Source organism: Lentzea albida (assembly GCF_900111005.1).
Lineage (GTDB): Bacteria > Actinomycetota > Actinomycetes > Mycobacteriales > Pseudonocardiaceae > Lentzea > Lentzea albida.
In genome coordinates this window covers 448-25,474 of the sequence record NZ_FOFV01000024.1, presented here as the reverse complement: position 1 = coordinate 25,474, position 25,027 = coordinate 448, and the positions used below count along the sequence as shown (strand labels likewise).

At 71.0% G+C, this 25,027-nt stretch carries 15 protein-coding genes; 5 read left to right on the top strand and 10 right to left on the bottom strand.

Going from position 1 to position 25,027, the window contains the following annotated elements:
* Positions 1 to 32: 32 nt before the first annotated feature.
* Positions 33 to 1,316 (bottom strand): salicylate synthase, encoded by a 1,284-nt coding sequence (locus tag BMY74_RS39090; protein ID WP_218159900.1) that lies wholly within the window; start codon positions 1,314 to 1,316, stop codon positions 33 to 35.
* 201 nt (positions 1,317 to 1,517) lie between these two features.
* Between BMY74_RS39090 and BMY74_RS39085 the strand changes: the two genes are divergently transcribed.
* Positions 1,518 to 1,784 (top strand): early set domain-containing protein, encoded by a 267-nt coding sequence (locus tag BMY74_RS39085; RefSeq protein WP_245786630.1) that lies wholly within the window; start codon positions 1,518 to 1,520, stop codon positions 1,782 to 1,784.
* A gap of 38 nt (positions 1,785 to 1,822) precedes the next feature.
* Here the strand turns inward: BMY74_RS39085 and BMY74_RS39080 are convergent, their stop codons facing one another.
* The 6 genes from BMY74_RS39080 to BMY74_RS39055 form a co-directional block, all read right to left on the bottom strand.
* The gene (locus tag BMY74_RS39080) at positions 1,823 to 3,076 is read right to left on the bottom strand and encodes a cytochrome P450 (RefSeq protein WP_245786629.1); all 1,254 of its coding nucleotides are present in this window, start codon (positions 3,074 to 3,076) and stop codon (positions 1,823 to 1,825) included.
* Positions 3,077 to 3,138: 62 nt separating this feature from the next.
* Complete coding sequence (locus BMY74_RS39075; protein WP_245786628.1) at positions 3,139 to 5,103, bottom strand: oxidoreductase; 1,965 nt, start codon at positions 5,101 to 5,103, stop codon at positions 3,139 to 3,141.
* Complete coding sequence (locus BMY74_RS39070; RefSeq protein ID WP_089925793.1) at positions 5,100 to 6,065, bottom strand: thioesterase domain-containing protein; 966 nt, start codon at positions 6,063 to 6,065, stop codon at positions 5,100 to 5,102. Before BMY74_RS39070 ends, BMY74_RS39075 begins: the two co-directional genes overlap by 4 nt.
* Before the next feature lie 29 nt (positions 6,066 to 6,094).
* Entirely contained in the window at positions 6,095 to 9,406 is a 3,312-nt protein-coding gene (locus BMY74_RS39065) for a non-ribosomal peptide synthetase (protein ID WP_177230144.1), read from the bottom strand.
* Between the two features lie 5 nt (positions 9,407 to 9,411).
* Entirely contained in the window at positions 9,412 to 13,905 is a 4,494-nt protein-coding gene (locus tag BMY74_RS39060; protein ID WP_245786627.1) for a type I polyketide synthase, read from the bottom strand.
* 251 nt (positions 13,906 to 14,156) lie between these two features.
* A complete protein-coding gene (locus BMY74_RS39055) occupies positions 14,157 to 14,819 on the bottom strand; it encodes an IclR family transcriptional regulator (RefSeq protein ID WP_177230143.1) in 663 nt (220 codons plus the stop codon).
* A 324-nt stretch (positions 14,820 to 15,143) separates the two neighbouring features.
* Here BMY74_RS39055 and BMY74_RS39050 point away from each other — a divergent pair, with 324 nt between their 5' ends.
* Positions 15,144 to 16,067, top strand: coding sequence for an ACP S-malonyltransferase (locus tag BMY74_RS39050; protein WP_177230142.1), 924 nt, complete (start codon positions 15,144 to 15,146; stop codon positions 16,065 to 16,067).
* Positions 16,068 to 16,076: 9 nt separating this feature from the next.
* Here the strand turns inward: BMY74_RS39050 and BMY74_RS39045 are convergent, their stop codons facing one another.
* From BMY74_RS39045 to BMY74_RS39035, 3 genes are all read right to left on the bottom strand, one after another.
* Positions 16,077 to 17,003: a LysR family transcriptional regulator gene (locus tag BMY74_RS39045; RefSeq protein ID WP_089925781.1), complete on the bottom strand. Its 927-nt coding sequence runs from the start codon at positions 17,001 to 17,003 to the stop codon at positions 16,077 to 16,079.
* Between the two features lie 399 nt (positions 17,004 to 17,402).
* Complete coding sequence (locus BMY74_RS39040) at positions 17,403 to 18,305, bottom strand: LysR family transcriptional regulator (protein ID WP_245786626.1); 903 nt, start codon at positions 18,303 to 18,305, stop codon at positions 17,403 to 17,405.
* 365 nt (positions 18,306 to 18,670) lie between these two features.
* Positions 18,671 to 19,399 carry a helix-turn-helix domain-containing protein gene (locus BMY74_RS39035; RefSeq protein WP_089925778.1) on the bottom strand — a complete coding sequence of 243 codons (729 nt, stop codon included), beginning with the start codon at positions 19,397 to 19,399 and terminating at the stop codon, positions 18,671 to 18,673.
* A gap of 415 nt (positions 19,400 to 19,814) precedes the next feature.
* Between BMY74_RS39035 and BMY74_RS39030 the strand changes: the two genes are divergently transcribed.
* The 3 genes from BMY74_RS39030 (at position 19,815) to BMY74_RS39020 (ending at position 24,895) form a co-directional block, all read left to right on the top strand.
* Complete coding sequence (locus tag BMY74_RS39030) at positions 19,815 to 21,323, top strand: HAL/PAL/TAL family ammonia-lyase (RefSeq protein ID WP_177230141.1); 1,509 nt, start codon at positions 19,815 to 19,817, stop codon at positions 21,321 to 21,323.
* A 69-nt stretch (positions 21,324 to 21,392) separates the two neighbouring features.
* Positions 21,393 to 23,891 (top strand): AMP-binding protein, encoded by a 2,499-nt coding sequence (locus tag BMY74_RS39025; protein ID WP_089925775.1) that lies wholly within the window; start codon positions 21,393 to 21,395, stop codon positions 23,889 to 23,891.
* Positions 23,879 to 24,895, top strand: coding sequence for an aldo/keto reductase (locus BMY74_RS39020; RefSeq protein WP_089925773.1), 1,017 nt, complete (start codon positions 23,879 to 23,881; stop codon positions 24,893 to 24,895). Before BMY74_RS39025 ends, BMY74_RS39020 begins: the two co-directional genes overlap by 13 nt.
* Positions 24,896 to 25,027: the final 132 nt, after the last annotated feature.

The window sequence follows — 25,027 nt, the reverse complement described above, 5'->3', positions numbered from 1 at the left end:
GGGGCGTGGCGCGCCACCGGGCTCGTCCGCGATCAGTCCACCGAGGCGTACTGCCGTGCCGGTACGAGGAAGCGCGACACGCTGCGCAGCTTCTCCCGCGTCTCCTCCAGTTCCCGTTCGGGGGTGGACTGGGCGACGATCCCCGCGCCCGCCCGCAGCCAGGTGGAGCCGTCGCGGCGGAACACACTGCGCAGGACGAGGGCCGCGTCGATGGCGCCGTCGGGATCGACGGTCAGCACGGCGCCGCTGTAGAGGCCGCGTGGCTGCGTCTCGGCCCGCCGGATCAGCTCGCAAGCGGGTGCTTTCGGCACACCGGACGCCGTCACCGCCGGGAAGAGCGCGGCGAACGCGTCCCAGCCGGTGCGACCCGGCGCCAGCGAGCCCGTGAGCTGGGAGGCGAGGTGCTGCACGCTGCCGCGTTCCTTGACATTCATGAACTCCTCGACGCGGACGGTCGACGGCGTGCACACGGTGGACAGTTCGACCGCCGCCAAGCGCACCGAGATCGCGTGTTCGAAGACCTCCTTCGGGTCGCGGTAGAGCTCGTTGCGCCGGGCCTGGTCGGCGGCGTGGTCACCCAGGAAGGCGCGCGTGCCGGCCAGCGGCTGGGTGACCACCTCGCGTCCGGAGCTCACGCTGATCACGATCTCCGGGCTGAACCCCAGCGCCCGCCAGCCTCGCAGGCACAGCAGGAACGAGCGTGCCGGGCTGTTGGCGAGCCGGCCGGTGAGGTACGTCGCGGGCAGGTCGATGTCCTCGGGCACCGGCACCACGCGGGAGAGGATCACCTTGTCGAGCGCGCCGGAGCGGATCTCCGCGACGGCCGCCGCGACCGCCGCCCGGTAGTTCTCGGCGTCGTGGCCGTCCACGTCGACGTCGACGCGCGTGTCCACCGGCTCGATCCCGCCGGTCAGCACGGCGTCGGCGAGCCTCGACTCCAGCACGTCCAGGTCGGCCGCGGTGAGCGCGCGCAGCAGGACGGTGCCGTTGTCGACACGCACCTCGCGCCTCGGGATCATCAACGTGACCGCGCCGGTCTCCGGCACGTCGTCCAGCCCGTGCAACGCATAGGACAGTTCGAAGGTGGCCCAGCCGTAAGCGCGCCAGTCCTCGACGTCGACCTCCGCGAGCCGGGAGGCGATCGCCGACAGCGGTTCGCCCGCCCGCGTGGTCACGGTCGCGTGCGCGCCTTCGCCCCAGCAGACCGATCCCTGGTTCTCGTAGAGCACGTTGTCCTCGGTCGACGTGGCCGCGAGCGCGGTGACCACGCGCAGAGGATCGGCCGGCGACACGACCTGACGTTCGCAGTACTTCACCTTGATTCTCCTGGGTTTGATCGGTTTTGCCGGCGGATCGCGGGCCCGGTCGCGAACGGGCCGCGTTCCTGGAGGAAGTCACCTGAACCGGGGATCGCGCGCCCCGCACGGGCGCGGCGGTCGGGACGGCGTCCGGCGGCAGGCCGGCGCGGCGAAGTGACCGGGGAACGCGGAGAGGACGACGACTCGATGATCCGGATCATGCCTGCCGAGGACCAGCAAGTACGTGTGACGTGGGCGTTGCCCCGGTACGGGCCGCCGGGCCGCGTCAGCGTGGTCGACGACTTCAACGACTGGACGCCGGGCACGACCGAGCTCCGCGCGCGCTCCAACGGCAAGCGCACCGCGGCGGTCGTGGTGCCTCGCGGCACCACGCTGCGGTTTCGCCGGCTCGCTTCGAACGGCCACCGGTTCGAGGACGCGGACGCCTCCGCGCGCGACGACCAGGGCTGCCTGATCAGCGTGTGACGAGGTGACCGGTCGGCCGTGGTGCCCTGGGCCGGCCCTCAGACCGGGGCCGGGTTGTCGACCCACAGCCGCACGGGGCCGCGGAAGCACGCGTTCTCGTGGTACCGCACGACTTCGTCGGCCGCGAGCCGGAGGTGGGGCAGGCGGGCCGTCAGCTCCTCCAGCACGACCCGCATCTCCAGCCTCGCCAGCGGGGCGCCGAAGCAGGCGTGGATCCCCCTGCCGAACGTGAGGTGCTGCTGGGAGTTGGGGCGGTGGACGTCGAACCGGTCCGGGTCGGGGAACCGCGCCGGGTCGTGGTTCGCGGAGCCGAGGAGCAGCAGGAGCTTGGCGCCCGCCGGGACCGTGACACCGCCGATGTCGACCTGCCTGGTGGTGATCTTGCGCCAGGTGTGCAGACTCGGGTCGAAGCGCAGGCCCTCCTCGACCGCGTTCGCGATCAGCGACGGGTCGGCGCAGATCTCCTCCCACTGCTCCCGGTGCGTGAGCAGCCGCTGCAGCGTGCTCGACGACGCGTTGGTCGTGGTCTCGTGGCCCGCGAAGCTCACCGCGTGGATGACGTTGACGATCTCCTCGACCGACAGCGCGGCGGGATCCGCGAGGTGGGAGCGGAGCAGTTCGCTGGTGAAGTCGTCCCGCAGGTCCTCCTTGCGCGCGGCGACGAAGTCGGTGCAGTACCGCCAGTACTCGACCATCCTCCCCGCGATTCTGACCTGTTCGTCCTCTGTGGACCGTCCCCAGGTGAAGGCCATGCGGTTGAGCGCGAGCGCCTTGAGCCCATCCCAGTCCGACTCGGGGAAGCCGATCAGGCTGAAGACGATCGTGGCGGGCAACGGCGCCGTCAGCTCCTGCACCAGGTCGAACCGCGACCGGCCGGCGACACCGTCGAGCAGTTCGGTGGTGCGGGCGCGGATGACCGGTTCGAGCCCCGCGACCCTGCGGGCGGAGAACGCCTTGACGTTGAACGCGCGGACCCTGGTGTGCTTGGGCGGGTCGCAGTTCGAGACCGTCGGGGTGGCGTGGAACCCGGCGTCGAGGATCTCCTTCGCCTGCGGCGCGAGCGGGTAGAAGGGCGTCTGGGTGATCGCGCCGGAGAAGCTCTCGTGATCGGTGAGGATCCGCTTGACGTCCTCGTGCCTGGTCACCGGCCACATGTCGAGCCGCGGCTCGTAGAAGACCGGGCCCTCCTCGCGCAGGGCGGCGAGCGCCGGGTACGGGTCCGCGAGGTAGTCGGGGGCCAGCGGGTCGAATCGGCCCTGCACCGGGCACCGGCCCGTGCTGCTGTTCGGCATCTCATCTCCACGAAGGTGACCGGGTGGAACGGGATCTCGGAACAACGACCGCGGAGGTGCCCTCACAGCCGCCTGCCGAGCATCTCGGCCTCCCGGATGGACGTGAGCATCGTTCCCGGCGCGTACGCGTCCCCGATGACGTGCACGGACATCCCGCGCGCCGACAGCGGCTGCGACAGCTCGTCGACCGGCCGGCGGGGGGTCGACCAGGTGAACAGGGCCACGTCCTCGATCTCGGTGAGCTGTCCGGTGAAGACGTTGGCGCAGCGCAGCACGTGGTCCTCGTACAGCACCGGTTCGGTCGACAGCTCGATGCGCACGCCCGCCTCGTGCAGTCGCCGGTGGACGCCCAGGCGGCTCACGTACGGCACGCCGTCGCCCAGGGACGTCCTGGCCGTCACGACCACCACGTCGCGGTAGCGCCGCGCCAGGAGGTCGGCCACCGCGTAGGTCCCGGCCGAGTGGTCGAAGTCGAACAGCACCGCGGTGCCGTCACCGGTTCCGGCGTCGTCCTGGGCCAGGTAGTCCCGCACGCTGACACCGTCCTCGCTGTCGGCGCCGAGGGTGGGCGGTCGCATCATGTGCGCCCCGGTGGCGAGGACGACGACGTCGGGACCGGTCGCGAGGACCGCCTCCTCCGTGACGTGCCCGCTCTGCTCGACGCGCACCCCGGTGTGCTCCACCAGCCACCGCTGCCGCTCCAGGACGGCGGCGAGATCGCCTCGTCCCGGCAGCAGCGACTCCACCCTCGCCTTGCCTCCCAGGCGCGGTCCGGCCAGCAGGGTCACCCGGTGGCCGTGTTCGGCGGCCGCCGCGGCGGCCTGAAGACCAGCCACACCGCCACCGACGACGGTGACCTCGCGCCGCCTCGGCGACCGGCGGACCGGGCGAGCCGCTTCGCCGCCGGTGCCGAGGTCGGGGTTGACGACACAGGCGATCGTGCGACCGCTGGTGACCTCGCCCCAGCAGACGTTGCAGTAGACGCACGGCCGCACCTCCCGCTCGCGGCCCGCCCGCACCTTGACCGGGAACCCGGGGTCGGCCACCAGGAGGCGTCCCAGACCGACCAGGTCACCGGTCCCGTCGCGGATCACGGCCTCGGCCTGGGCGGCGGAGGTGATCCGGCCGAACGCCAGGACCGGGGGGCTCACCGCTGTCCGGAGATCCCGCTGGATCCCGAGGTACGGGCCGGGCGGGTAGTGCATGTCGGGCACGTGGTCGCCGAAGCTGAGCGAGGAGTTGCCCTGCCCGAACGCGAGGTAGTCCGGAGGTGTCTCCCGGCTCACCCGGTTCGCGATGCGGGCCGACTCCCGCGCGGTGATGCCTCCCTCCACCAGCTCGTCGCCCGGCATCTTCAAGCCCAGCACGAAGTCCGTCCCGCACACCGACCTGATCCCGGCCAGGACCTCGCGCAGGAACCTGGTCCGGCCGTCCAGGTCGCCGCCGTACTCGTCCTGCCTGGTGTTCGACCACGGCGACAGGAACTGCGTGATCAGGTGACCGTGCGCCGCGTGCACCTCGACCCCGGAGAACCCCGCGCGCTGCAGGACGGCGGCGGAGGTCACGAACGCCTCGACCACCATCCGGACCTCCGCCGTGGACATCACGTGCGGAACCGTCCAGCTGTAGGGGTCCGGCAGGGACGACACTCCGATCGAACTGTCCGACACGGGACCTCGCACCTGCTGCCTGCCCGAGTGCATGAGCTGACCGATCATCCGGCAGTCGTGCTCCTCGACCGCGGCCGCGATGCGCTCGAACCCCGCGATGTTGGCGGGTTCGTACGCCGCCAACGTGGTCTGCGCGGGTACCGGGCTCGGGTGGACGAACAACCCCTCGGAGACCACCATCGCCGCACCACCGGCCGCGCGTTCGGCGTAGAAGGCGACCGTGCGGTCGGTCACCAGTCCCTCACGCGCGTAGTTGTTCATGATGGCCGGGAACACGATGCGGTTCTTCAACCGCGCGCGGCCCACCTGCAGCGGGGAGAACAGGTGCGGATAGCGGTCCTGTTGCGCGGAGATCACGCGCGGGCGCCTTCGCCCGCGGCGGCGATGATCTCGCGCAGCTCGCGGCCGATCCTGCCGATGTCCGGCTCCGCCCCGTCGAACAGCGCGCCGCCGTCGGCGTCGACGAAGATGGTGTTGATCTGGTCGCGGTGGATCGACCGCAGTGGTGCGGCGTAGGGCGACAGGGCGTGGATCGCGGTCTCCTGCCGGCTGGCCTCGCCGACGGCGAGGATCGTGATGCTGCCGTCGAAACCGCTCGGGGGGTCGTAGGTGAGCATCGCCGAGAGGTTCGCCTTGTAGATGGCCATCCGGTTGCGGAACACGTCGAGGTCCATTCCGGACAGCAGGTCGTGCTCGTCGACGTAGCGGACGACGTACTCGACCTGCGCCTCCTCGTCGAGCTCGTTCAGCTCGTCCCACGGGAGGTCGATCCGCACGTCCAGCAGGCGTTCGATGATGTAGACGTAGTCCATGATCGCCCGCTGCTGCAACGAGCCGCCGTCGACCGGCAGCTCCTTCCAGGGGCGGTTGAAGTTCGGCATCAGGTGCAGGACGAGGCCGGTTCGTTCGCCTTGCTCGTGGAGCTGGCGGGCGGTCTCGTAGGCCGGCAGCCCGCCCATGCAGTTCCCGGCGACGTAGTAGGGGCCCTCCGGCTGGACGCGACGCATCTGGCGGATGCCGTGCGCGGCCAGCTCCGCGACGGTCCGGTACGGCGGCTGCTCCCCTTCCATGCCGGGGGTCTGCAACGCGTACACGCCCCAGGACTCGGGGATGTGCGGCAGGTAGTTGTTCATGTAGCTCACGCTGCCGTCCGTGGCGGGGTAGAGGAACAGGATCGGGCTGCCCTCCCGCAGCACCTTGACGTTCGACCCCTCCAGGGTGAGCAGCCGGTCGTTGCCGATGTTCCTGTTCTCCAGCAGCCGCAACAACGCCAGCCGCTTGGTGTCGGACAGCCGCTGGAGCCGGTCGGTCGTGTTCATCGCGCTCTCTCTCCTGGTTCGCTGGTTCTTCAGTGGAGGCCGTCGAGCAGGCGCGCGGCTTCCTCGTCCGACATCGACTCGAGCCGGTCGAGGGCCGCGCTGATGGCGAGGTCGTCCTGGGCGCCCCGGGTCAGGCCGTCGTCGATCCGCGCGGCGAGTGCGGCCACCGTCGGGTTCGCGAAGAGGTCCTGCAGCTCGACCCGCGCGCCGAAGCGCTCCCCGACCTGGAACAGCGCCCTGGTGGCCAGCAGGGAGTGCCCGCCCAGGTCGAAGAAGCCGTCGTGCCTGCCGACGCCGGTCCGGCCGAGGAGGTCGCCGTAGATCCGCGCGACGACCTCCTCGGTCTCGCCGACCGGCGGTGCGCTCGAGGTGTCGGCCGGAGCCGGCTCGGGGACGATCGACGAGAGCGCCTTGCGGTCGACCTTGCCGTTGGGTGTCATCGGGAATGCCGTGTGCACGACGAAGCGCTGCGGCACCATGTAGGCGGGGAGCACGGGACCGAGCAGGTCGCGGAGTTCTTCCGCGGGCGTGGTGCCGCCCTCGTGCGTGGCCACGTGGGCGACGAGCACACCGTCCGCCGTGAGGGTGACCACGGCGTCGGCGACCGAGGGATGCCGGCGCAGCACGTGTTCGACCTCGGCGGCCTCGACGCGGTGACCACGCACCTTGAGCTGCTGGTCCGTCCTGCCCAGAAAGGTCAGGGTGCCGTCCGCCAGCTCGCGGACCAGATCGCCGGTGCGGTAGACGCGCTCGGGCACCTCCGCCAGTTCGGCGAACCGCCGCCCGGTCTCCTCCGGCCGGTTCAGGTAACCGTTCGCGACGCCCTCACCCGCGATGCACAGCTCGCCGGGCACTCCTGGCGGTACGAGCAGGCCGCGTCCGTTGACGACGTGGAACCGGGTGTTCTCGATCGGTTCCCCGATGCGGACCGGATCGGTCGCGTCGACCTTCCAGCGGGCGGACCAGATCGTCGTCTCGGTCGGACCGTAGAGGTTCCAGACCTCCTCGCACCCGTCCAGGAGCTGGTCGGCCAGGTCACGGCTCAGCGCCTCCCCGCCGCACAGCGCCGTGAGCCGGGAAAGCCCTTTCCAGCCGGAGTCGAACAGCATCCGCCACGTCGAGGGCGTCGCCTGCATGACGGTGGCGCCACTGGAGTCCAGCAGGCCGGCCAGGCGAGCCGGATCCGTCGCCTCCTCCAGCGTGGCGACGACGACCGTCGCACCGGTGACCAGCGGGAGCAGGAGCTCCAGCAGCGAGATGTCGAACGACAGGCTGGTCACGGCGAGGAACACGTCGTCCTGCCGGATTCCCGGTTTCACCGCCATCGCGTGCAGCAGGTTCAGCAGGTTGTCGTGCCTCACCTCGACGCCCTTGGGCCGGCCCGTCGACCCGGACGTGTGCAGCACGTAGGCGGGGCTGTCGGAGGCGGGTGGTTCCAGGGGCCCGCCGGGCGTCGTGCCCGGTGGCTCGTCGACCGGCAGCGGCACCACCTGATCCGGCAGGCGGATGGCGACATCAGACGACGTGATCGCCAGGGACATGCCGGTGTCCTCGACGATCCAGGCCATCCGCTCCTCGGGCAGATCGGTGGCCAGCGGTACGAAGACCGCGCCCGCGCGGAGCGCCGCCAGCACCGCCACCACCATCTCGGAACCGCGGTCCAGGAAGATCCCGACGCGTCGCCCGCGGCCTCCCGCCGCATCGATCCGGCGGGCCAACGCGGACACGGCGCGGTCGAGCTCCGCGTAGCTCAGCTCACGGCCGTCGCAGCGGACGGCGACGCGTTCGGGGGCGGCCTCGGCCCGTTGCGCCACGAGCCGGTCGACCGTCGTGTCCCGTACGTGGTCCGACGTGGTGTTGTTGCGACGGAGGAGGTTTCGGCGCTCCAGCTCCGTCATCAGGGAGACGTCGCCGATCGGGAGATCTGGTGAGCCGAGCAGTGACATGGCGAGGTGCTGCCAGCGGCGAGCCATGGCCTCGACCGTCGACCGCTCGAACAGGGCGGTGTCGTAGTAGAAGCTGCCCAGCAGTCCCCGTGCGTCGACGCCGGGGTGGAAGTGCAGTTCGAGGTCGAACTGGACGCTGCCGGTGTCGAACGGGCGCAGCTCGGCCGCGGCACCGGGCAGCCTCAGCGGGTGGAACGCGTCCTGGAACGCGAAGAACGCCTGGAACAGCGGACTGCGGCTGAGGTCCCGGCTCCCCGCCACCTCGCCCACGAGCTTCTCGTACGAGTAGTTCTGGTGGTCCCAGGCGTCCGCGCACACCGCGGCGGTCCTGCGCACCAACTCGCGGAAACTCAGCTCGGGCGACAGTCCGACGCGCAGCACCAGGGTGCTCACGAAGCATCCGGCGGTGCGCTCGAACGCGGGGTCCAGCCTGTTGGCGAACGGCGTGCCGATCGAGATGTCGTCGCGCTCGGTGTAGTGCCACAGCAGCACCAGGTGGACGGCGAGCAGCGTGGCGAACCGCGTCGCCGACTCCTCCTGGCCGAACTCCGTCAGCCCGGCCGTCAGCCCCGGCCGCAGGACGAAGTCGACCCGCGCGCCGGCGTGACCGCGCTGGGCGGGGCGCGGGTGGTCCAGCGGCAGTTCCAGCGGAGTGCTGCCCGACAACGCACCCACCCAGTGGTCCAGGTTCGCGGCGGCGGCAGGGCTGTCGGCGTGCGTGCGCTCCCACTCGGCGTAGTCGGTGTAGTCCAGGCCCACGACCGCGGCCGGAGCGTCCTCACCGCAGAGGATCTCGGCGACCTCCCGCACGACGAGCCCGGTCGTCCACCCGTCGGCGACGAGGTGGTGCAGGGTCAGCCCCCACACGTGCTCCCGCTCCCCGGTCCGCACGAGCATCGAACGCGCCAACGGGCCGCGAGACAGGTCGAAAGGCGCGATCAGGGCGTCCCGCAGTGCCCGGTCGACCTCCTCGCGGGTGGCACCGGGGAGGTCGGCGGTCCTGAGCACCGGCGCCGACCCCGGCTCGATGAACTGGACCGGCACTCCCCCGATCTCCTCGAAGGTCGCCCGCAGACCGGGGTGGCGGCGCCAGACGGTCTCCAGTGCCGAGGCGAGCGCCGCCGCGTCGACCGGTCCCTCGATCCGGTAGGTGACGGTGAACGTGTACGCCACTCCCGTCGGGTCGAGCTTGGTGAGGAACCAGATGCGGTCCTGCACACCGGTCAGCCGGCACGCGGAGCGCCCGCCGAGCGCGTCCAGGAGCTCGGACTTGTGCTCCTTCACCGCGTCCTGCCCGGCGGGGTCGAGGACGCCCGGCGCCGCCCGCAGCCGCAGCCGGTCGCCCGCCGGCGTCAGCTGCACGCCCCTGCCGACGAGTTCCACCAACGAGGTCATCGTGTTCACAGCTCCATCCGGTCCATCGATCCCACGACCGCCGCGGCGCCGGGCGCCGTCCGGCCGGTGCCCGTCAGCGCCTGCGCCTCGGCCGCGAGTGCGGAGATCCCGTCCGCCTGCAGCACCCGCGAGACCGGGAGGGACACGGCCAGGTCCCGCAGCACCAGGTTGCGCAGTTCCATCGCCATCAGGGAGGTCATGCCCAGCTTGCTCAGCTGGACGTCCCGCTGGACGTCGTCCTGCCGCTGGCGCAGCACCCAGGCCACCCGGTTCGCGAGCCGTTCCTCGAAGTCGGCGCCGTCGTCGGCGCCCGCGGCCTCGTGCCCCGCGACTTCTCCCTGATCGGCGGATGAGCCGTCGTCGACCGCGGTCGTCCGCCGGGCGCCGGGGACGCGGTCGTGCCAGTGCCGTTCACGCTGCCAGGGGTAGGTCGGCAGCGGGACCGTGCGGCCGGCCGGCTGCACCCGGTCCCAGTCGATCTCGTGCCCCGCCGTGTACAGCGCCGCCACGGCCTCCAGCAGGCCCGTCCGCTCGCCGCGCTTGCGGTGCGCCCTGGCGATCGTGGTGGCCGTCGCGCCGACGGAGTGCAGGGTCGAGTCGATCGCCGGGCCGAGGACGGAGTGCGGGCCGATCTCCAGGAACACCTGGTGTCCCTGCTCGGCGAGCAGGGCGACGGCCGGCCCGAGCATCACCGGTTCGCGCAGGTTCCGCAGCCAGTAGGACGTGCCCAGCTCCTCGCCCGCGCGCACCGCGCCGGTGACGCTGGAGCAGAACGGCACCGCGGTCGGGGCCGGCCAGACTCCGCGCAGCCCAGCACGGAGCTCGCCGAGCAGCGGCTCCACCTGCCTGCTGTGCCCGGCCACGTCGACGACCATGCGCCGCCCGAACACGTTCGCGCGCTCCAGCTCGCCCAGCACCTCTTCGACCGCCTCGGGACTTCCGGCCAGCAGCGTCGAGGACGGACCGTTGCTCGCCGCGATCTCGATCCGGCCGTCCCACCGGCCGACGAGCTCCAGCGCGTCCTGGAGACCGAGCTCGACCACCGCCATCGCTCCCTGCCCGCGGATCGACGCCAGGAGTTCGCTGCGGCGGCACATCACCAGTGCGGCGTCGTCGAGGGACAGCGCGCCGGCGACGTGTGCAGCGGCGATCTCTCCCATGCTCTGCCCCACGACCGCGTCCGGTTCGACTCCCCACGACCTCCACAGGGCTGCCAGCGCGACCTCCATCGCGAACAGGGCGGGCTGCACCTCCTCGATCAGCGGGACGTCGGTCTCGCGGTCCTCCCGCCGCAGGAACTCGAGGACGGAGAACCCGCTGATCCGCCGGATGGCCGCAGCGCAGTCTTCGAGCGCGTCCCGGAACACCGGCTCGGTCGCGGCGAGCTCCTGGCCCATTCCCCGCCACGCCGCACCGTGTCCGGGGAAGACGAACACGACGGACGGCTTCTTCCAGGTCGGTGCCGGCGGCCGTTCCGCGGCTGCTTCGAGGGCGTCGGCCAGTTCGGCGCGCGAAGCACCGACAACAGCCAGTCGATGCGCGTGTGAAGAGCGACGGGCGGCCGTGTGGCCGATGTCCCCGAGGTTCGTGGCGGTCCGCACGACCGCGGCGAGCTCGGTGGCGGCCTGGGCGAGCGCGGCAGGGGTGTGGGCGGACAGGGGTACGACCACCGGCTCCTGCTCCTGCTCGTCCGGTGCCTGCGGGAGCACGCCCGGCTGTCGGCCGATCCGCGCGTGCACTCGCGACCAGTTCACGTCCTGCCCCTGGCAGTAGAGCCGGCCGAGGGAGTCGAGCAGGACCGGGCGGCTCGGCTCGGCGCGTCGGGCGGACGGCAGCACGTGCCCCTCACACCCGGCCTCCTCCAGGCACTGGGCCACGTTGTGCACGAGGAGCGGATGCGGGTTCACGTCGATGAACTCGCGGTGCCCCTCCGCCACGAGCAGCCGCACGACCTCCGCGAAGAGGACCGGCTCGCGCAGGTTGTCGCACCAGTACTCGGCGTCCAGCTCGTCGCCGGTCAGCGCTTCGCCGACGACCGTCGAGTAGAAGGGGATCGCACCGAGGTGGGGGCGCACGCCGCTCAGCGCCGAGCGCAGCTCGGGCAGCAGCGGGTCCATCCGGGGCGAGTGCGACGCGTAGTCCACCTGGATCGGCCGCAGGGTGATCCCCGACCGCGCGAGTTCGGCCGACAGGTCCCGCACGGCGTCCGCCGCTCCGGAGATCACCGTCGAGGCGGGACCGCTGCTGACGGCGACGGAGATCTCGTCCGCGCGGCTCGCGATCAAACCGCGAACCCGCTCGGCGGGCAGCTCGACCACGGCCATCGCGCCCGAGCCGGAGGCGGCTCCGTGCACGATCTCGCTGCGGACGCAGACGATCCGGACCGCGTCGTCCAGGCTCAGGCAGCCCGCGACGTGGGCCGCCGCGATCTCGCCCATGCTCTGCCCCGCGACGGCGGCGGGGTGCACTCCCCAGGAGCGCCACAGGTCGGCGAGGGCGACCTGCACGGCGAAGATCGCCGGTTGCACCAGCCGCAGGTCTTCCAGCCAGGCCGGGTCGTCGGCGAGCAGGACGTCCACGACGGACACGTCGAGGTAGGAGCGCATCGCGCGGTCGCAGCGCCGCACCGAGGCCAGGAAGGCGGGCTCGGGGAGCAGGTCCCTGCCCATGCCGAGCCACTGCGATCCCTGACCGGCGAACAGGAACACCGGGTTCCCGCGTTCTGCTTCCGCGGCACCGGACACCGTGCCGGGCAGCGGATGGCCGTCGAGGTGCGCGGTGAGCCGCCTCGCCAGGTCGGCGTGGTCCTGCGCGGTGATCGCCAGCCTCCGCCTCTGGCCGGCTCCCCCGGCCACGACGGCGGACACCAGCTCCGGCATCGTCGTGCCGGGGCGTCCGCACGCCTCGCGCAGCTCCGCCGCCGCGGTGCGGAGGCCGTCCTCGTCACGGGCCGACACCGGCACCAGGTACGCCCCGGACGTGTCCGTCTCCTGCAGGACCACGTGGCAGTTGGTTCCGCCGAAACCGAAGGCGCTCACCCCGGCGAGCCCGGGACGGTCACGCCGCGGCCACCGCGTGCGCTGTGCGGCGACCCGCAACCGCAGGCCGTCGAAGTCGATGTGCGGGTTCGGGGTCTCGAAGTGCAGGCTCGCCGGGATCGAGCGGTTGCCCAGCGCCAGGACGGTCTTGATGAAGCCCGCCATCCCCGCGGCCGCTTCGAGGTGTCCGATGTTGGTCTTCGCCGAGCCGAGCACCAGCGGACGGTCGGCAGGGCGCCCCGCTCCGAGCACCGCGCCCAGCGCTCCCGCCTCGATCGGGTCGCCGAGCATCGTCCCGGTGCCGTGCGCCTCGACGTAGTCGACCTCCGCGGGGTCGATCCCGGCGTTGGCGTACGCGGCGCGCAGGACCTCCACCTGCGCGGCCGGGCTGGGAGCGGTCATGCCGTTGCTGAAGCCGTCGTTGTTGATCGCGCTGCCCCGGATGACGCAGTGGACGGGATTGCCGTCGGCCAGCGCGCGGGACAGCGGTTTGAGCACCACCACACCGCCGCCCTCGCCCCGCACGTACCCGTTGGCCCTGCTGTCGAACGCCTTGCACCGCCCGTCCGGGGCCATCGCACCGAACCGGTCCATCGCCACCATGCTGTCGAGTGCGAGGATGAGGTTGACCCCTCCGGCCAGTGCGAGGGACGACTCGCCGAGCAGGAGGCTCTGCCGCGCCTGGTGGATGGCGACCAGCGCGGACGAACACGCGGTGTTCAGCGTGATGGCCGGCCCGCGCAGCCCGAGGAAGTAGGAGACCCTGGCGGGGATGATGCTGAGGTCCTGACCCGTCGCGGTGTGCTGCGTGACCCCGTCGACGTCCCCCGCGGCCAACTGGGCGTAGTCGTGCCACATGGCACCGAAGAAGACGCCGGTCCGGGTGTCGCGGAGGCTGTGCGGCGCTATGCCCGCGTCGTCGAGCGCCTCCCACGACAGCTCCATGGCCAGCCGCTGCTGCGGGTCCATCTCGGCCGCCTCGCGTGGCGAGATGCCGAAGAACCGCGGATCGAATCCGTCGACCTGGTCGAGGAAACCACCGCGCCAGCCGCCGGTCTCGACCTGAGCCGGCTCGGCGTCCCAGCGCCGCGACGGCACGCCGGCGACGGCGTCCACGCCGTTCGACAGCAACGACCAGTACGCGTCCGGATCGACGGCTCCCGGGAAGCGGCAGGACATGCCGACCACGGCGATGGGGTCGTCCGGGAGGGCACCGCGCGTGACCGGCGCCGTGGCCGGGTGCGGCTCCTCGGGTCGCGCGGAGGCGCACACCGCCCTGGCCAGTGACCTGGTGGTCGGGTTCTCCCACATCATCGTGGGCGGCAGCGGCCTGCCCAGCTCGGCGCCGAGGTCGGCCAGCAGGCGGACCATGCGCACCGATTCGAGGAGGTACCTGTTCACCCGCTCGTCCACGTCGACGAAATGAGCAGGAGTGCCGGTGATTTCCGAAATGCGCTTCACGAGCCACTTTTCCACGGCAGCGGCAGAGAACTCCAAGTCGGACGACATCACTTGCTTCCTCGGCTCTCGATTGGTCGCAGGCGCCTTTCCCAGGTGATCCACTTTGGAAGTGGATCATGATCTGGTCAAGACGCCGTCCCGATCACCGGAACGCGGACGGTTCGACGGAAATGACGTCACCGACAGCCCTGACAAGCGTCGACGGAAATCAAGAATGCTTTCGCGGGAGAGGTCGTCCACCACCTGCCGCATCACGTCGCGATGGACCGGAGTTGCGAGTCCCGCACGCCCAGTGCGGCGTGGTGCGCGACCCGCTTCAGCGCAGGGGCCACCGCTCGCACATCCACCCTGGCGGAAGGACCGACCACCGTGATCACGACCGGCGGCGCGGTCGCGGAGTCCCGCAGAGCGACCGCCAAGCTCGTCACGCCGAACCGCCACTCGTTGACGTCCACGGCGACACCACCGGCCGGCACCGGTTGCCGTTGGAGCCTGCCCCCGTCCACGTGCGCCAGGAGCAACTTGCCCGCAGCCGTGCAGTGCAGGGGCAGCGTGTCGCCGAGGTGGGTCGCGAACCCCGCGGTGCGGCTGCCGCACACCCGCTTGACGACACGGGCGACGGACCCGTCGCGCACGACCAGCAGAACCGGGTGCTTGACCGTTTCGTGGAGGTCGGTCAGATGCGGGAGGACCCGGTCGTAGAGCCCGGGTTCGACGTCGGTGTCGGAATGCGCCAACGTCGCGACCTTGACCGTCAGTTCGTAACGCCCGGCAGCCGTCCTGACGAAGCCCTCGTCGCACAGGACGCCCAGCATCCGGTGCGTCGTCGACTTCGGCAGCCCCGCCTTCCTCGCCAGCTCGGCGACGCCGACCTCACCTCGGCAGAGGCTGAAGGCCTCCAGGACGGCGAGCACCTTCGCCGCGGAGGTCCGGCCCGTCGCGATGTTCCCATCCGGTCGCGGGGCATCGCCCCCGGTCGGTGCACCTGTGCGAGACGTGCTGATCGACAACACCGCCACCACTCCTCACGACCTCCTCGACGCACCCTGCGGAGGAGAGATGCCCGACGCTATGGAATACCGGTCACGGTGAACCTGCGGAACTCCGCAATCACCACAGGAGGCTCCGCAGCCATCTCCACGACGGCCATCACGACGTTCCACGTAGCGGAATAGCGTCTTGTTCCTCAGCGGCGCCACGACGATATTTCGAACACAGCACACCGACGAGGGAGTTCTGTGAACCAGCGATGCACCGACCCGGTTTTCCTGTTCGCCGGCCACGGCGGTTTTCTTCCGGGTGGCCTGCACGAGTTCGCGGACGACTTCGCGGGACTCCCCGCCGTACTGGAGCGGATCAACGCGGCGTCCACGGCCGCAGGCGGACCCGAGGTGGCCGAGTTGCTCACCGACCGCACGGCTCCGACGCTCCGGAGTCTGGTCGAAGACGACCCCTGCAGCCTTCACCTGGCGATCTTCGCGACCGAGATCTGCCTGTACGACTTCTACACCCGTTGCTGCGGCCTGTCGCCCGCCGTACTGGTCGGTCACAGCCTCGGCGAGTTCGCCGCTCTCGTGGCCTCCGGATGTCTCGCACTCGAGGACGCGGTCCGGCTGATCATCGCGCGGGACGAGGCACTGCGCGGCGCAGGTCTGCCGACGGGCGGCATGCTCGCCCTGCGCACCGGCAGGCACCGCGCCGACGAGTTGCTCGCCGGGCTCGCCGACGGACGAGCCGCGCTCGCCGTCGTCAACAGCCCCGAGCAGGTCGTCGTCTCCGGACCGGCGGAGTCACTGCGGCGCTTGACGCGCCTCGCCGCCGCGGCGGGCGTCGAGACGACGCACCTGCACGTGTCCTATCCGTTCCACAACGCGCTCCTCGACGAGGCGGCGGCCCGGTTCTCCTCCGCGGTGGACGCGGTCACCTGTGCGGCACCGGGCATCCCGGTCCACTCCCCCGTGCTGGGTCGGCGGATCGTGCGCCCGGAGGACGTGCGCGAAGTGCTGACGAGCCACCTCGTGCGTCCGGTCGGCTTCCTGGAGAGCCTGCTGGCGCTCGGCGCGGAGGGGCACCACACCTACCTCGAGTGCAGCGCCAGATCGGTGCTGATGAAACTCGTGCGAGCTGCCGGCGAGGATGCGCCCGTGAGCGTCTCGGCCTGAGCGGTCTCCTCAGCCGGCCACCCGTGTGTCGTCGGACCGCCGCTCCTGCCCGGCGCCGGAGCCGAAGGCCTTCAGCACGTTGGCCATCAACGGCGAACGCTGCGACTCGTGCCAGGCGAGGGCGATACTCACGGTCAACGCGTCGTCAAGGGATCGGATCGCGACGCCCGGCAACGGGATCGAACGGGCCGACTCCGGCACGACACCGATCCCGAGGCCGGCCGCGACCAGAGCGAGGAGCGTCGGCATGTTCGACACCACGTGCTTGCGCTTCGGGCTGAAGCCGGCGTTCAGGCACATCTGCAGCACTGCCTTGGCGATGCCCGCCTCCGGCTTCACCTCGGTGATGAAAGCCTCGTCGCGGAGCTCCCCGAAGCTCAGCGAACTCCGCTCCGCGAGCGGGTGGCCGGCAGGGAGGACGACGACCAGGCGCTCGTCGAAGACCGGCAGCAACTCCACGTCCTCGCAGTGCACCGGCGGGTGCACGACCCCGAGGTCGAGCGTCTCCTCCCGGAGCATGACGCACTGCTCCTCGGTGGAGATGTCCGAGTGCACCTCGAACTCGAGAGCGGGCAGCCTCTTGCGGATCGTCTGGACGAAGAACGGCATGTGCGCCAAGGAGGACGATCCCGTGAGCGCGATCCGGAGGAGCCCCGACTGGCCTTCTCCGAGCAGCCGGGCACCGTCGATCCCGGCGTCGATCCGGTTCAACGTGTTCAAGGCCTCGTCGAGGAAGAACTTCCCTGCTTCGGTGAGCTCCACGCTTCGCGTCGACCGCGCCAGAAGGCACACGCCGAGCTCGTCCTCCAGCTGCCGAATCGCGTGCGACAGGGCCGGCTGGGCCATGTTCAGCATTTCGGCGGCCTGGCCGAAATGGCGTGTTTCGGCAACCGCGACGAAGTACCTGAGATGCCTGAGTTCGACCCTGTTGCCCATGAAGAACCTCAATCATCCGGCCACAAGACCGGTTCGTTGATCCCGGCCCTCACGACCGCAACAACAGAGCGCCTCCGCAGTGGCTGATCATTGCCACCACGGTGGTGCGCACCGCTGCACGCCATCACGTTCGGTTGTCGACTGACAACAGTATGTCCACTCCGACCCGCCGCTGCAACCGCACCAAATGTTAGCGTTCTCATTTACTTGCCGATTTGCGGAGTTCGCAGTTCTGAGTTCTGAACAGGACCACCGCACCCCGGTGGACTCAACCGCCGCGCTGTCCCGGAACGCCGCGATGCGGGTCGTGAAAGAAGTTCTCGCATCCAAACAAACAGGACGCAACGAATTGAGACCGCGCTCGCGTCATGGGCGTGCTGTCGAGCACCGCGCCCGGAGCTACGCCTTCGGCAGGAGGTCCTCGAACGCCTCCACGACCCCGGCCATCACCGGCGACCGCTTCGACCTGAGCCACGCCAGGGCCACCGGCACCACCGGCGACCCGTCGAGCGGACGGAAGACGACGCCGGGGACGGGAACCGACCGGGCGGCGGCCGGCACCACGCCGATGCCGAGCCCGGAGGCGACCAACGCGAGGAGGCTCGGCATGTTCGACACCGCGTGCTTCTTCGTCAGGCTGAAACCGGCGTCCAGGCACATCTTCATCACCGCGTTGGCGATGCCCGACTCCGGCTTCACCCCGGTGATGAAGGACTCGTCCTGCAGGTCGGCCATGTCCAGCGACTCCTTCTCCGCGAGGGAGTGGCCGACGGGGAGGACGACGATGAGGGGCTCCTCGCAGATCGGGATCAACTCCACGTCCTCGTCCCCGTCGTGCACCGGCGGGTGCACGACCCCGAGGTCGAGCGTCTCCTCCCGGAGCTTGACCCACTGCTCCTCGGTCGAGAGGTCCGAGTGGACCTCGAACTCGAGACCGGGCAGCTTCTTCCGGATCGACTGGATCAGGAACGGCATGTGCGCGAAGGTCGCCGTGCAGGTGAGCCCGATGCGCACGAGGCCGGACTGCCCCTCGCCGAGCAGTCTGGCACCGTTGATGCCGGCGTCGACGCGGTTCAACGTGTACAGCGCCTCGTCGAGGAAGAACCGGCCCGCGTCGGTGAGCACCACCCGCCGTGTGGTGCGGGTCAGCAAGCTGACGCCGAGCTCTTCCTCCAACTGCCTGATGGCGTGCGACAACGCGGGCTGGGCGATGTTGAGACGTTTCGCGGCCTGACCGAAGTGGCACGTTTCAGCCACCGCGGCGAAATAACGCAGGTGCCGGAGTTCCACCTTGTTGCTCACGGAAACCACCATTCACCTCGCGGCGCCAGGCCAGCCCGAGCGGAAACCTTCACCGCCGTCACACTCGGCTGCCCGCCCGCGACCCTATGTCAACGGACAAGGAGATCGCAACCGGCTGGAACGTGAACGTTCTCGATCTACCGGTGCCATGTCGGGATCAGCTCGGTTCGCCCGAGAATTCACTCGAACGGGGGATCAAGGAGGAGAACGTGAGGAACGCGCGGGCGTGCCTGGAACACCGGCTCAAGAACGGGTGACGACGACCACTCCTGCATTCTCGCGCAGGTGCGCTGCGCTATTTCCACGAGCACTCACCGATCGGTCGGTCGCCAGGGGATGACGGACCCCATCGCTCCCGTCCGGCCTCAGCTCGCCAGACCGGCGCACAACGGCTCGTACAAGCGTCCCACGTGCGCCAGCGCGGTCTGGACCTCCGGCCGCGCGACGAAAGCCTGCGGCCCGCTCACCGACACCGCGGCGAACAACGGACCGTCCGCGACGACCGGCACGGCACAGGTGCGCAGCCCTCGGTGGGTGACTCCGTCGTCGTGGGCGACCCGGGAGGCGGCTCGGCCGGGCGAGGTCCGGTGCGCTTTCAGCGTCAGCACCGCCTTTCCGGCGGCGGTCTCCAGCGCGGACCAGGACCGGTCGAAGTCGATCGGGCGGGACAGCAGGCCGGCACCGGGTGGCTCGAACTGCTCCACGCAGCGGACCTCGTTGTCCTCCACGACCATCAGCTGGACGAGCAGGTGCGTCAGCTCGTACAGGCGCAGCATGCCCTTCAGCGCGTGCCGCCGCAGCAGGTCGTGGTCGTGGCTCGTCAGCCCCGCCGTGAGTCTCAGGTCGCCCAGCTCGTACCCGATGGGCGTCCGCCGGACGGCCTGCTCGGCCTCGAGGGTGCGCAGCAGCCGGTGCGTGGTCGTCTTGGCGAGCTGCAGGTCCCGTGCGATGTCGGCCAGGGCGCAGACCCCGCCCCTCTCCCCGAGGTAACGGATGATCAGCACCGCCTTCTCGACGGCACCCTGGGTCTTCTCCGCGGAACACGTCCCGTCCACCATCGCCGTGCTCACCGAGGAAACGCGCGCAGACGTCATCTCCACCTCCGATGACCGGGATTCTGAAAAGAATCTTTGAACGCGGCGGAGCGTAACCAGGCGATTCCGCTCCGATCAACACGTGATCGTCATTTATCGATGAGCCGAATCGACTGATAAGCCGGCCGGCGGGACCTCACGGCCGGCGCGCAGCCGGACCTCCTCAGACCCGCCCGCGCCGCCCCCGCTCCACCGGGACGCCCGTACGTCTGTCGCATGTGGACCCCTGGCGGCCGGATCGCGCGGAAGGCGGAAACCCGGGACACCACAAGCGTTCCAGCCACCGGAACGGGTGTCCGAGGGGACCGTTCCGGTGAGCGGAATGGTGTGGGAAGACATCCCCTCGCTTCCTAAGGTCCTGGTGCACAAGGCGACGCGTGCCGATCCACAACCACCCAACAAGGCGGAGGGTTTCATGACTCAGGCGGCGGAGAAGACGACTCTGGACACCGGCGCGGTGCTCACCACGGACATGCTCGAAGCGTCGGCACGTCCCGTCGCCATCACACGGGACGACGACTTCGACCGGCGCGTGCGCCGGGGGTTCCAGTTCGTGCGGGACACGTTGTCGGGGAACAAGCAGGTTTACGGGGCGACGACCGGGTTCGGCCCGCTGGTCACCTACGACGGGAGCGAGGACCAGGCCGCGCAGAGCGACAACGCCCTGCAGCACCTCACCGCCGGGCAGGGGCGCGAGCTGCCGCCCGAGGTCGTGCGCGCGACGATGCTCGTGCGCACCTGGTCGCTGGCGCGCGGCGTCTCCGGCATCTCGCCGACGGCGCTCGACGCGCTCTGCGCCGCCCTCGAGACCGACTTCACCCCCGTCGTCCCCGGCCTGGGCTCGGTGGGGGCGAGCGGCGACCTCATCCCTCTCGCCCACATCGCACAGGCCTTGCGCGGCAACGGCCACGCGCTGGCGGGTGGCACGAGGATGAGCGCCGCCGACGCGCTGGCCGCGGCGGGCCTGCGCCCCCTGACCCTCACCGGCAGGGACGGCCTGTCCATGGTCAACGGCACCTCGGTCACCAGCGCCGCGGCCGGGCTCGCCGTGGCGTCGCTGCGGCGGTCCCACCGGATCGGTGTGCTGCTCACCGCGGCGCTGGCCGACCTGCTGGGCGCGGAACCCGCCTTCCTGGTGCCCCAGCTGCTCGACGCGTACGGCCACCCCGAGGCCGCGACCGTCGGTGACGCGCTGCGAGCGCACCTGGAGGGCACGAGGCCCACCGGCGACCGGCCCCTCCAGGAGCCCTACAGCATCCGGTGCGTGCCACACCTCATGGGCGCGGCGCTGTCGGCCCTCACCTGGGCGGCGGACGTGGTGGACCGCGATCTCAACGGCGTCAGCGACAACCCCCTGTTCTTCCCGGACGACGACTTGGTGGCCCACGGCGGCAACTTCTTCGGCCAGCCCGTCGCGTTCGCGGGAGACCTGCTCTCGATGACCGCCACCCAGATGGGCAACCTCGCCGAACGCCAGCTCGACCTGCTGGTCGACCCCGTGCGCAGCAGCGGACTTCCTCCGATGCTCACGACCCGGCCGGGCCGGCAGCACGGCGTCCAGGGCGTGCAGCTCGCCACCACGGCGATCGTCGCGGCCATGCGCCGGGCGTGCGTGCCTGCAAGCATCCAGAGCCTTCCGACGAACCTGCACAACCAGGACGTCGTGCCCTTCGGCACCCAGGCGGCCCTCACCGCGCTGGAGCAGGCGCAGAACCTGAGGATCCTGCACGGCAGCCTGGCGGTCGGTCTCCGCCAGGCCGCGCACCTGCGTCCCCACGGTGCACGTGCGCACAAGTGCGCGGAACTCGTGGACGCGCTGGCGGCGGAGATCCCGCCGATCGACGAGGACCGCGGGCTGGACGTGGACGTCCGCACCGCCGCGGACGTGCTCGACCGGTTCGTCACCGAGCGGGTCACCGCCTGAGACGCAACCGGAGTCCGAAATGGACGAGTACGCGGCACCCGAGAGCGCACGACCCGAACGGAGTGGACGATGAACACCACCGCGGTGGCACGGACACCGACGTTGTCCGCCGGCGAGAAGCAGGGACTCACCTTCCCCGCGCTGTTCGCCGCTGCGGTCTCCGCGAGCCGTTCTTCGGTCGCCGTGACCGATGGTGATCGCTCGTGGACCTGGGCGCGGTGGCAGTCCGACGCGGCTGCCGTCGCGAAAGGACTCCAGGACCGCGGCGTGAAGCCCGGCGACCTCGTCGCGGCACGACTGCCCAACGGCTGGGAGTTCCTCACCCTGCACGTGGCCCTCGCCCAGCTGGGTGCCGTCCTGATGCCCCTGCATTTGGCCTTGGGCCAGGCAGAGGTGGACGCGTTGCTCGGTCTCGCCCGGCCCGTGGCGGTCGTCGACCGGGAGGAGTGGGCACGGATCCGCGCCGAGGGCGAGGGCGGTGCACCGCGTCCCGTCGCGGTCACGCCGTCCATGCCGTTCGTGGCCCTGCCGTCGTCGGGCACCACCTCGACCCGGCCGAAGATCTGCCTGCACAGCCACGACGGTCTGCTCTCCAACGCCTCCGCGCTGGCCTCGACCAGTCCCCTGCACGGCAGCGACGTCGTGGTCAGCGCCAGCCCGTTCTCCCACCTGTTCGGCCTGCACTCGGTCCACCTCAGCCTGCTGGGCCGTGCGGTGGTCGCCCTGCTGCCCAGCTGGGACGCCGACGACTTCCTGGCGCTGGCGGAGAAGGCCTCGGTCACCGCCCTCTGCGCCGTGCCGGCACAACTGCACGACGTCCTCTCCCGGCTCGGCGGGCGGTCGCTGCCCGCGCTGCGCACCGTCCGGACCTCCGGCGCACCCGTGCCGGCTCGTCTGGTCGAGGACCTCCGTGCGGCGGTGAACGCCTCCGTGCTGGTGACCTGGGGCATGTCGGAGATCGGCGCCGGCACCTCCACGCGGCCGGACGACCCCGACGAGGCCGCCTCGTCCACCGTGGGCCACCCCCTTCCCGGCGCCGAGGTCCGCGTGCGGAACGGCGAGCTGCAGTTCCGCAGCGCGACGACGTTCCTCGGCTACCTGGCCGACCCGGACCTGACCAGGGCGTGCTTCACCGACGACGGCTGGCTGCGCACCGGCGACCTCGCCAGGATCGACGACGACGGACGGGTCGAGCACCGGGGCAGGACGGGCGACCTGATCAACGTCGGCGGCCGCAAGGTCGTCGCCCGCGAGATCGAGGACCTCCTGGCGCACGTCGGACACGTCGCGGTCGTGGGCATGCCCGACGACCGGCTCGGCGAGTACCCGTGCCTCGTCACCGACGAGCCGCGCCTCACGCTCGACGACGCCGTGACGACCCTGCGGGAGGCCGGTGTGGCGGACTACAAGCTTCCGCTGGAACTGGTCACCGTCGACGCGATGCCGTTGACGCCGTCGGGCAAGATCCGCCGTGGCAAGCTCGTGGAGCTGGCCACCTCGCGCACCGGTACCCGCGGACAGCGCGCGGCCACCGCGGATCTGCTCCGCGTCGTGCGCGAGTGCGCGTCACGCCTCCTCGGCAGCACCGCGCTCATCGACCCGGACAGGACGTTCCGCGACTACGGCTTCGACTCGGCGTCGTCCGTGCGGTTCCGCAACGAACTCGCTGCCGCGACCGGCCTGTCCCTGTCCAGCGGTGCCGTGTTCGACCACCCGACTCCTGCCGCGTTGGCACGGCACCTCACCGCGGCCGCGGCGCACACCCCGCCCGCGGGGTTCGAACAGCTCTACCGCCTGCTCTGCAAGAAGGACCCGCGTGCGGCCGCCGACCTGATCCGCGCCGCGTCCGTGTCGCGGCCGGTGTTCACGGCGGGCGATCCGGTCGCGGGTCAGGTAATTCCGCTCGCGAGCGGGTCCGGTCCCGTGGTGGTCGTCTGCTTCTCGTCGATGCTCCCCATGACCACACCGACGAAGTTCACCGAGTTCGCCAGGGCCTTCGACGGCGTCGCGGACGTGCACGGTGTCGCCCACCCCGGTTTCGCGGAGGGGCAGCCGGTACCCGCCGACGCGGACGCGCTGATCGCCGCGCACGTCGCGGCGCTCACCCCCGTCGTGGGGAACAGGCCCGCCGTGCTGTGCGGCTACTCGTCCGGCGGCTGGATCGCACACCTGGTCGCGGAACGGCTCACGAGCGATCCGCCGGTCGATCTGCGCGGTGTGGTTCTCCTGGACGCCTCGTGGCCGTCACCGGACTTCATCCGCGACAAGGCCTCCGCCGCTCTCGCCGGCTCGGTGGAACGCGAGGAGGCGCTCGGCATCGACGAGGTCGGCCTGACCAGGCTCACGGCCACCGGCGCGTACCTGCGCCTGCTCGACGGCTGGACGCCCTGCCCGCTCGAGGTGCCGGTGCTGCACGTCGGAGCCGAGACCGCCGGCGCGACCTGGGAGCTGCCCCACGAGGCGGCCACGGCGTCCGGCGACCACCTGACCATGCTGCCCGCGGCCGGCCACGTCGTGGCGACGTGGCTGCGCCGGCTTGCGGGAGGTGACGCGCCGTGCAGTCGGTGAGGATGGGCAAGAGCGGCCTGACCGTGTCGAGGATCGTGCTGGGCTGCATGGGTTTCGGTGATCCCGGCGGCGGCACCCACCGGTGGGCGGTGGGGATCGATGACGCGCGTCCGTTGTTCCGGCACGCGGTCGAGTCGGGCATCACCACGTTCGACACGGCGAACGTGTACTCGCACGGCGCCAGCGAGGAGATCGTCGGGAAGCTGGTGCGCGAGTTCGTCCGGCGCGACGACGTGGTCATCGCGACCAAGGTGTTCGGCAACATGACCCAGGGCCCCAAGGGCGGTGGCCTGTCCCGCACCGCGATCCTGACCCAGGTCGACGAGAGCCTGCGCCGCCTCGGCACCGACTACATCGACCTCTACCAGGTGCACCGGTTCGACCCGGACGTCACGGTCGAGGAGACGATGTCCGCGCTCCACGACGTGGTGCGCGCCGGCAAGGTCCGCTACCTCGGCGCCTGCTCGATGTCCGCGTGGCAGTTCGCCGAGCTGCAGCACGCGGCGGACCTGCACGGCTGGACGAGGTTCGTGTCGATGCAGAACCAGTACAACCTCCTGCAGCGCGAGGAGGAGCGGGAGGTGCTGCCCTTCTGCCGCTACCAGGGGGTCGGCGTCATCCCGTGGAGTCCGCTGGCCCGAGGACGGCTCACGCGGGCCTCGGACGCCGAGACCACGCGCAGCCGCGTCGACGAGTCCGCCCGCCGCCTCTACGACGCGACGGCGACGGCCGACAAGGCGATCATCGACGCCGTCGCCGCGGTCGCGGAGTCCCGCGGGGTCACCCGCGCGCAGGTGGCCCTCGCCTGGGTGGCGCAGCAGCCGGGCATCACCGCGCCCATCCTGGGAGCGACGAGGCCGCACCACCTCACCGACGCCGTCGCCGCCCTCGACCTCGAGCTGAGCTCCGCGGAACAGCACCAGCTCGTCGAGCACTACACACCCCGCCTCGCCACGGGCATCAGCCGGTCGCGCACGGGAGCGGCACCGGCGACGCCGGCCTGAATCCGGCGGTGCGGCGGATCGACGAAAGTTGCAGGAATCCGCGAGTCCGCGAGTCCGCGAGTCCGCGAGTCCGCGAGTCCGCGAGTCCGCGAGTCCGCGAGTCCGCGAGTCCGCGAGTCCGCGAGTCCGCGA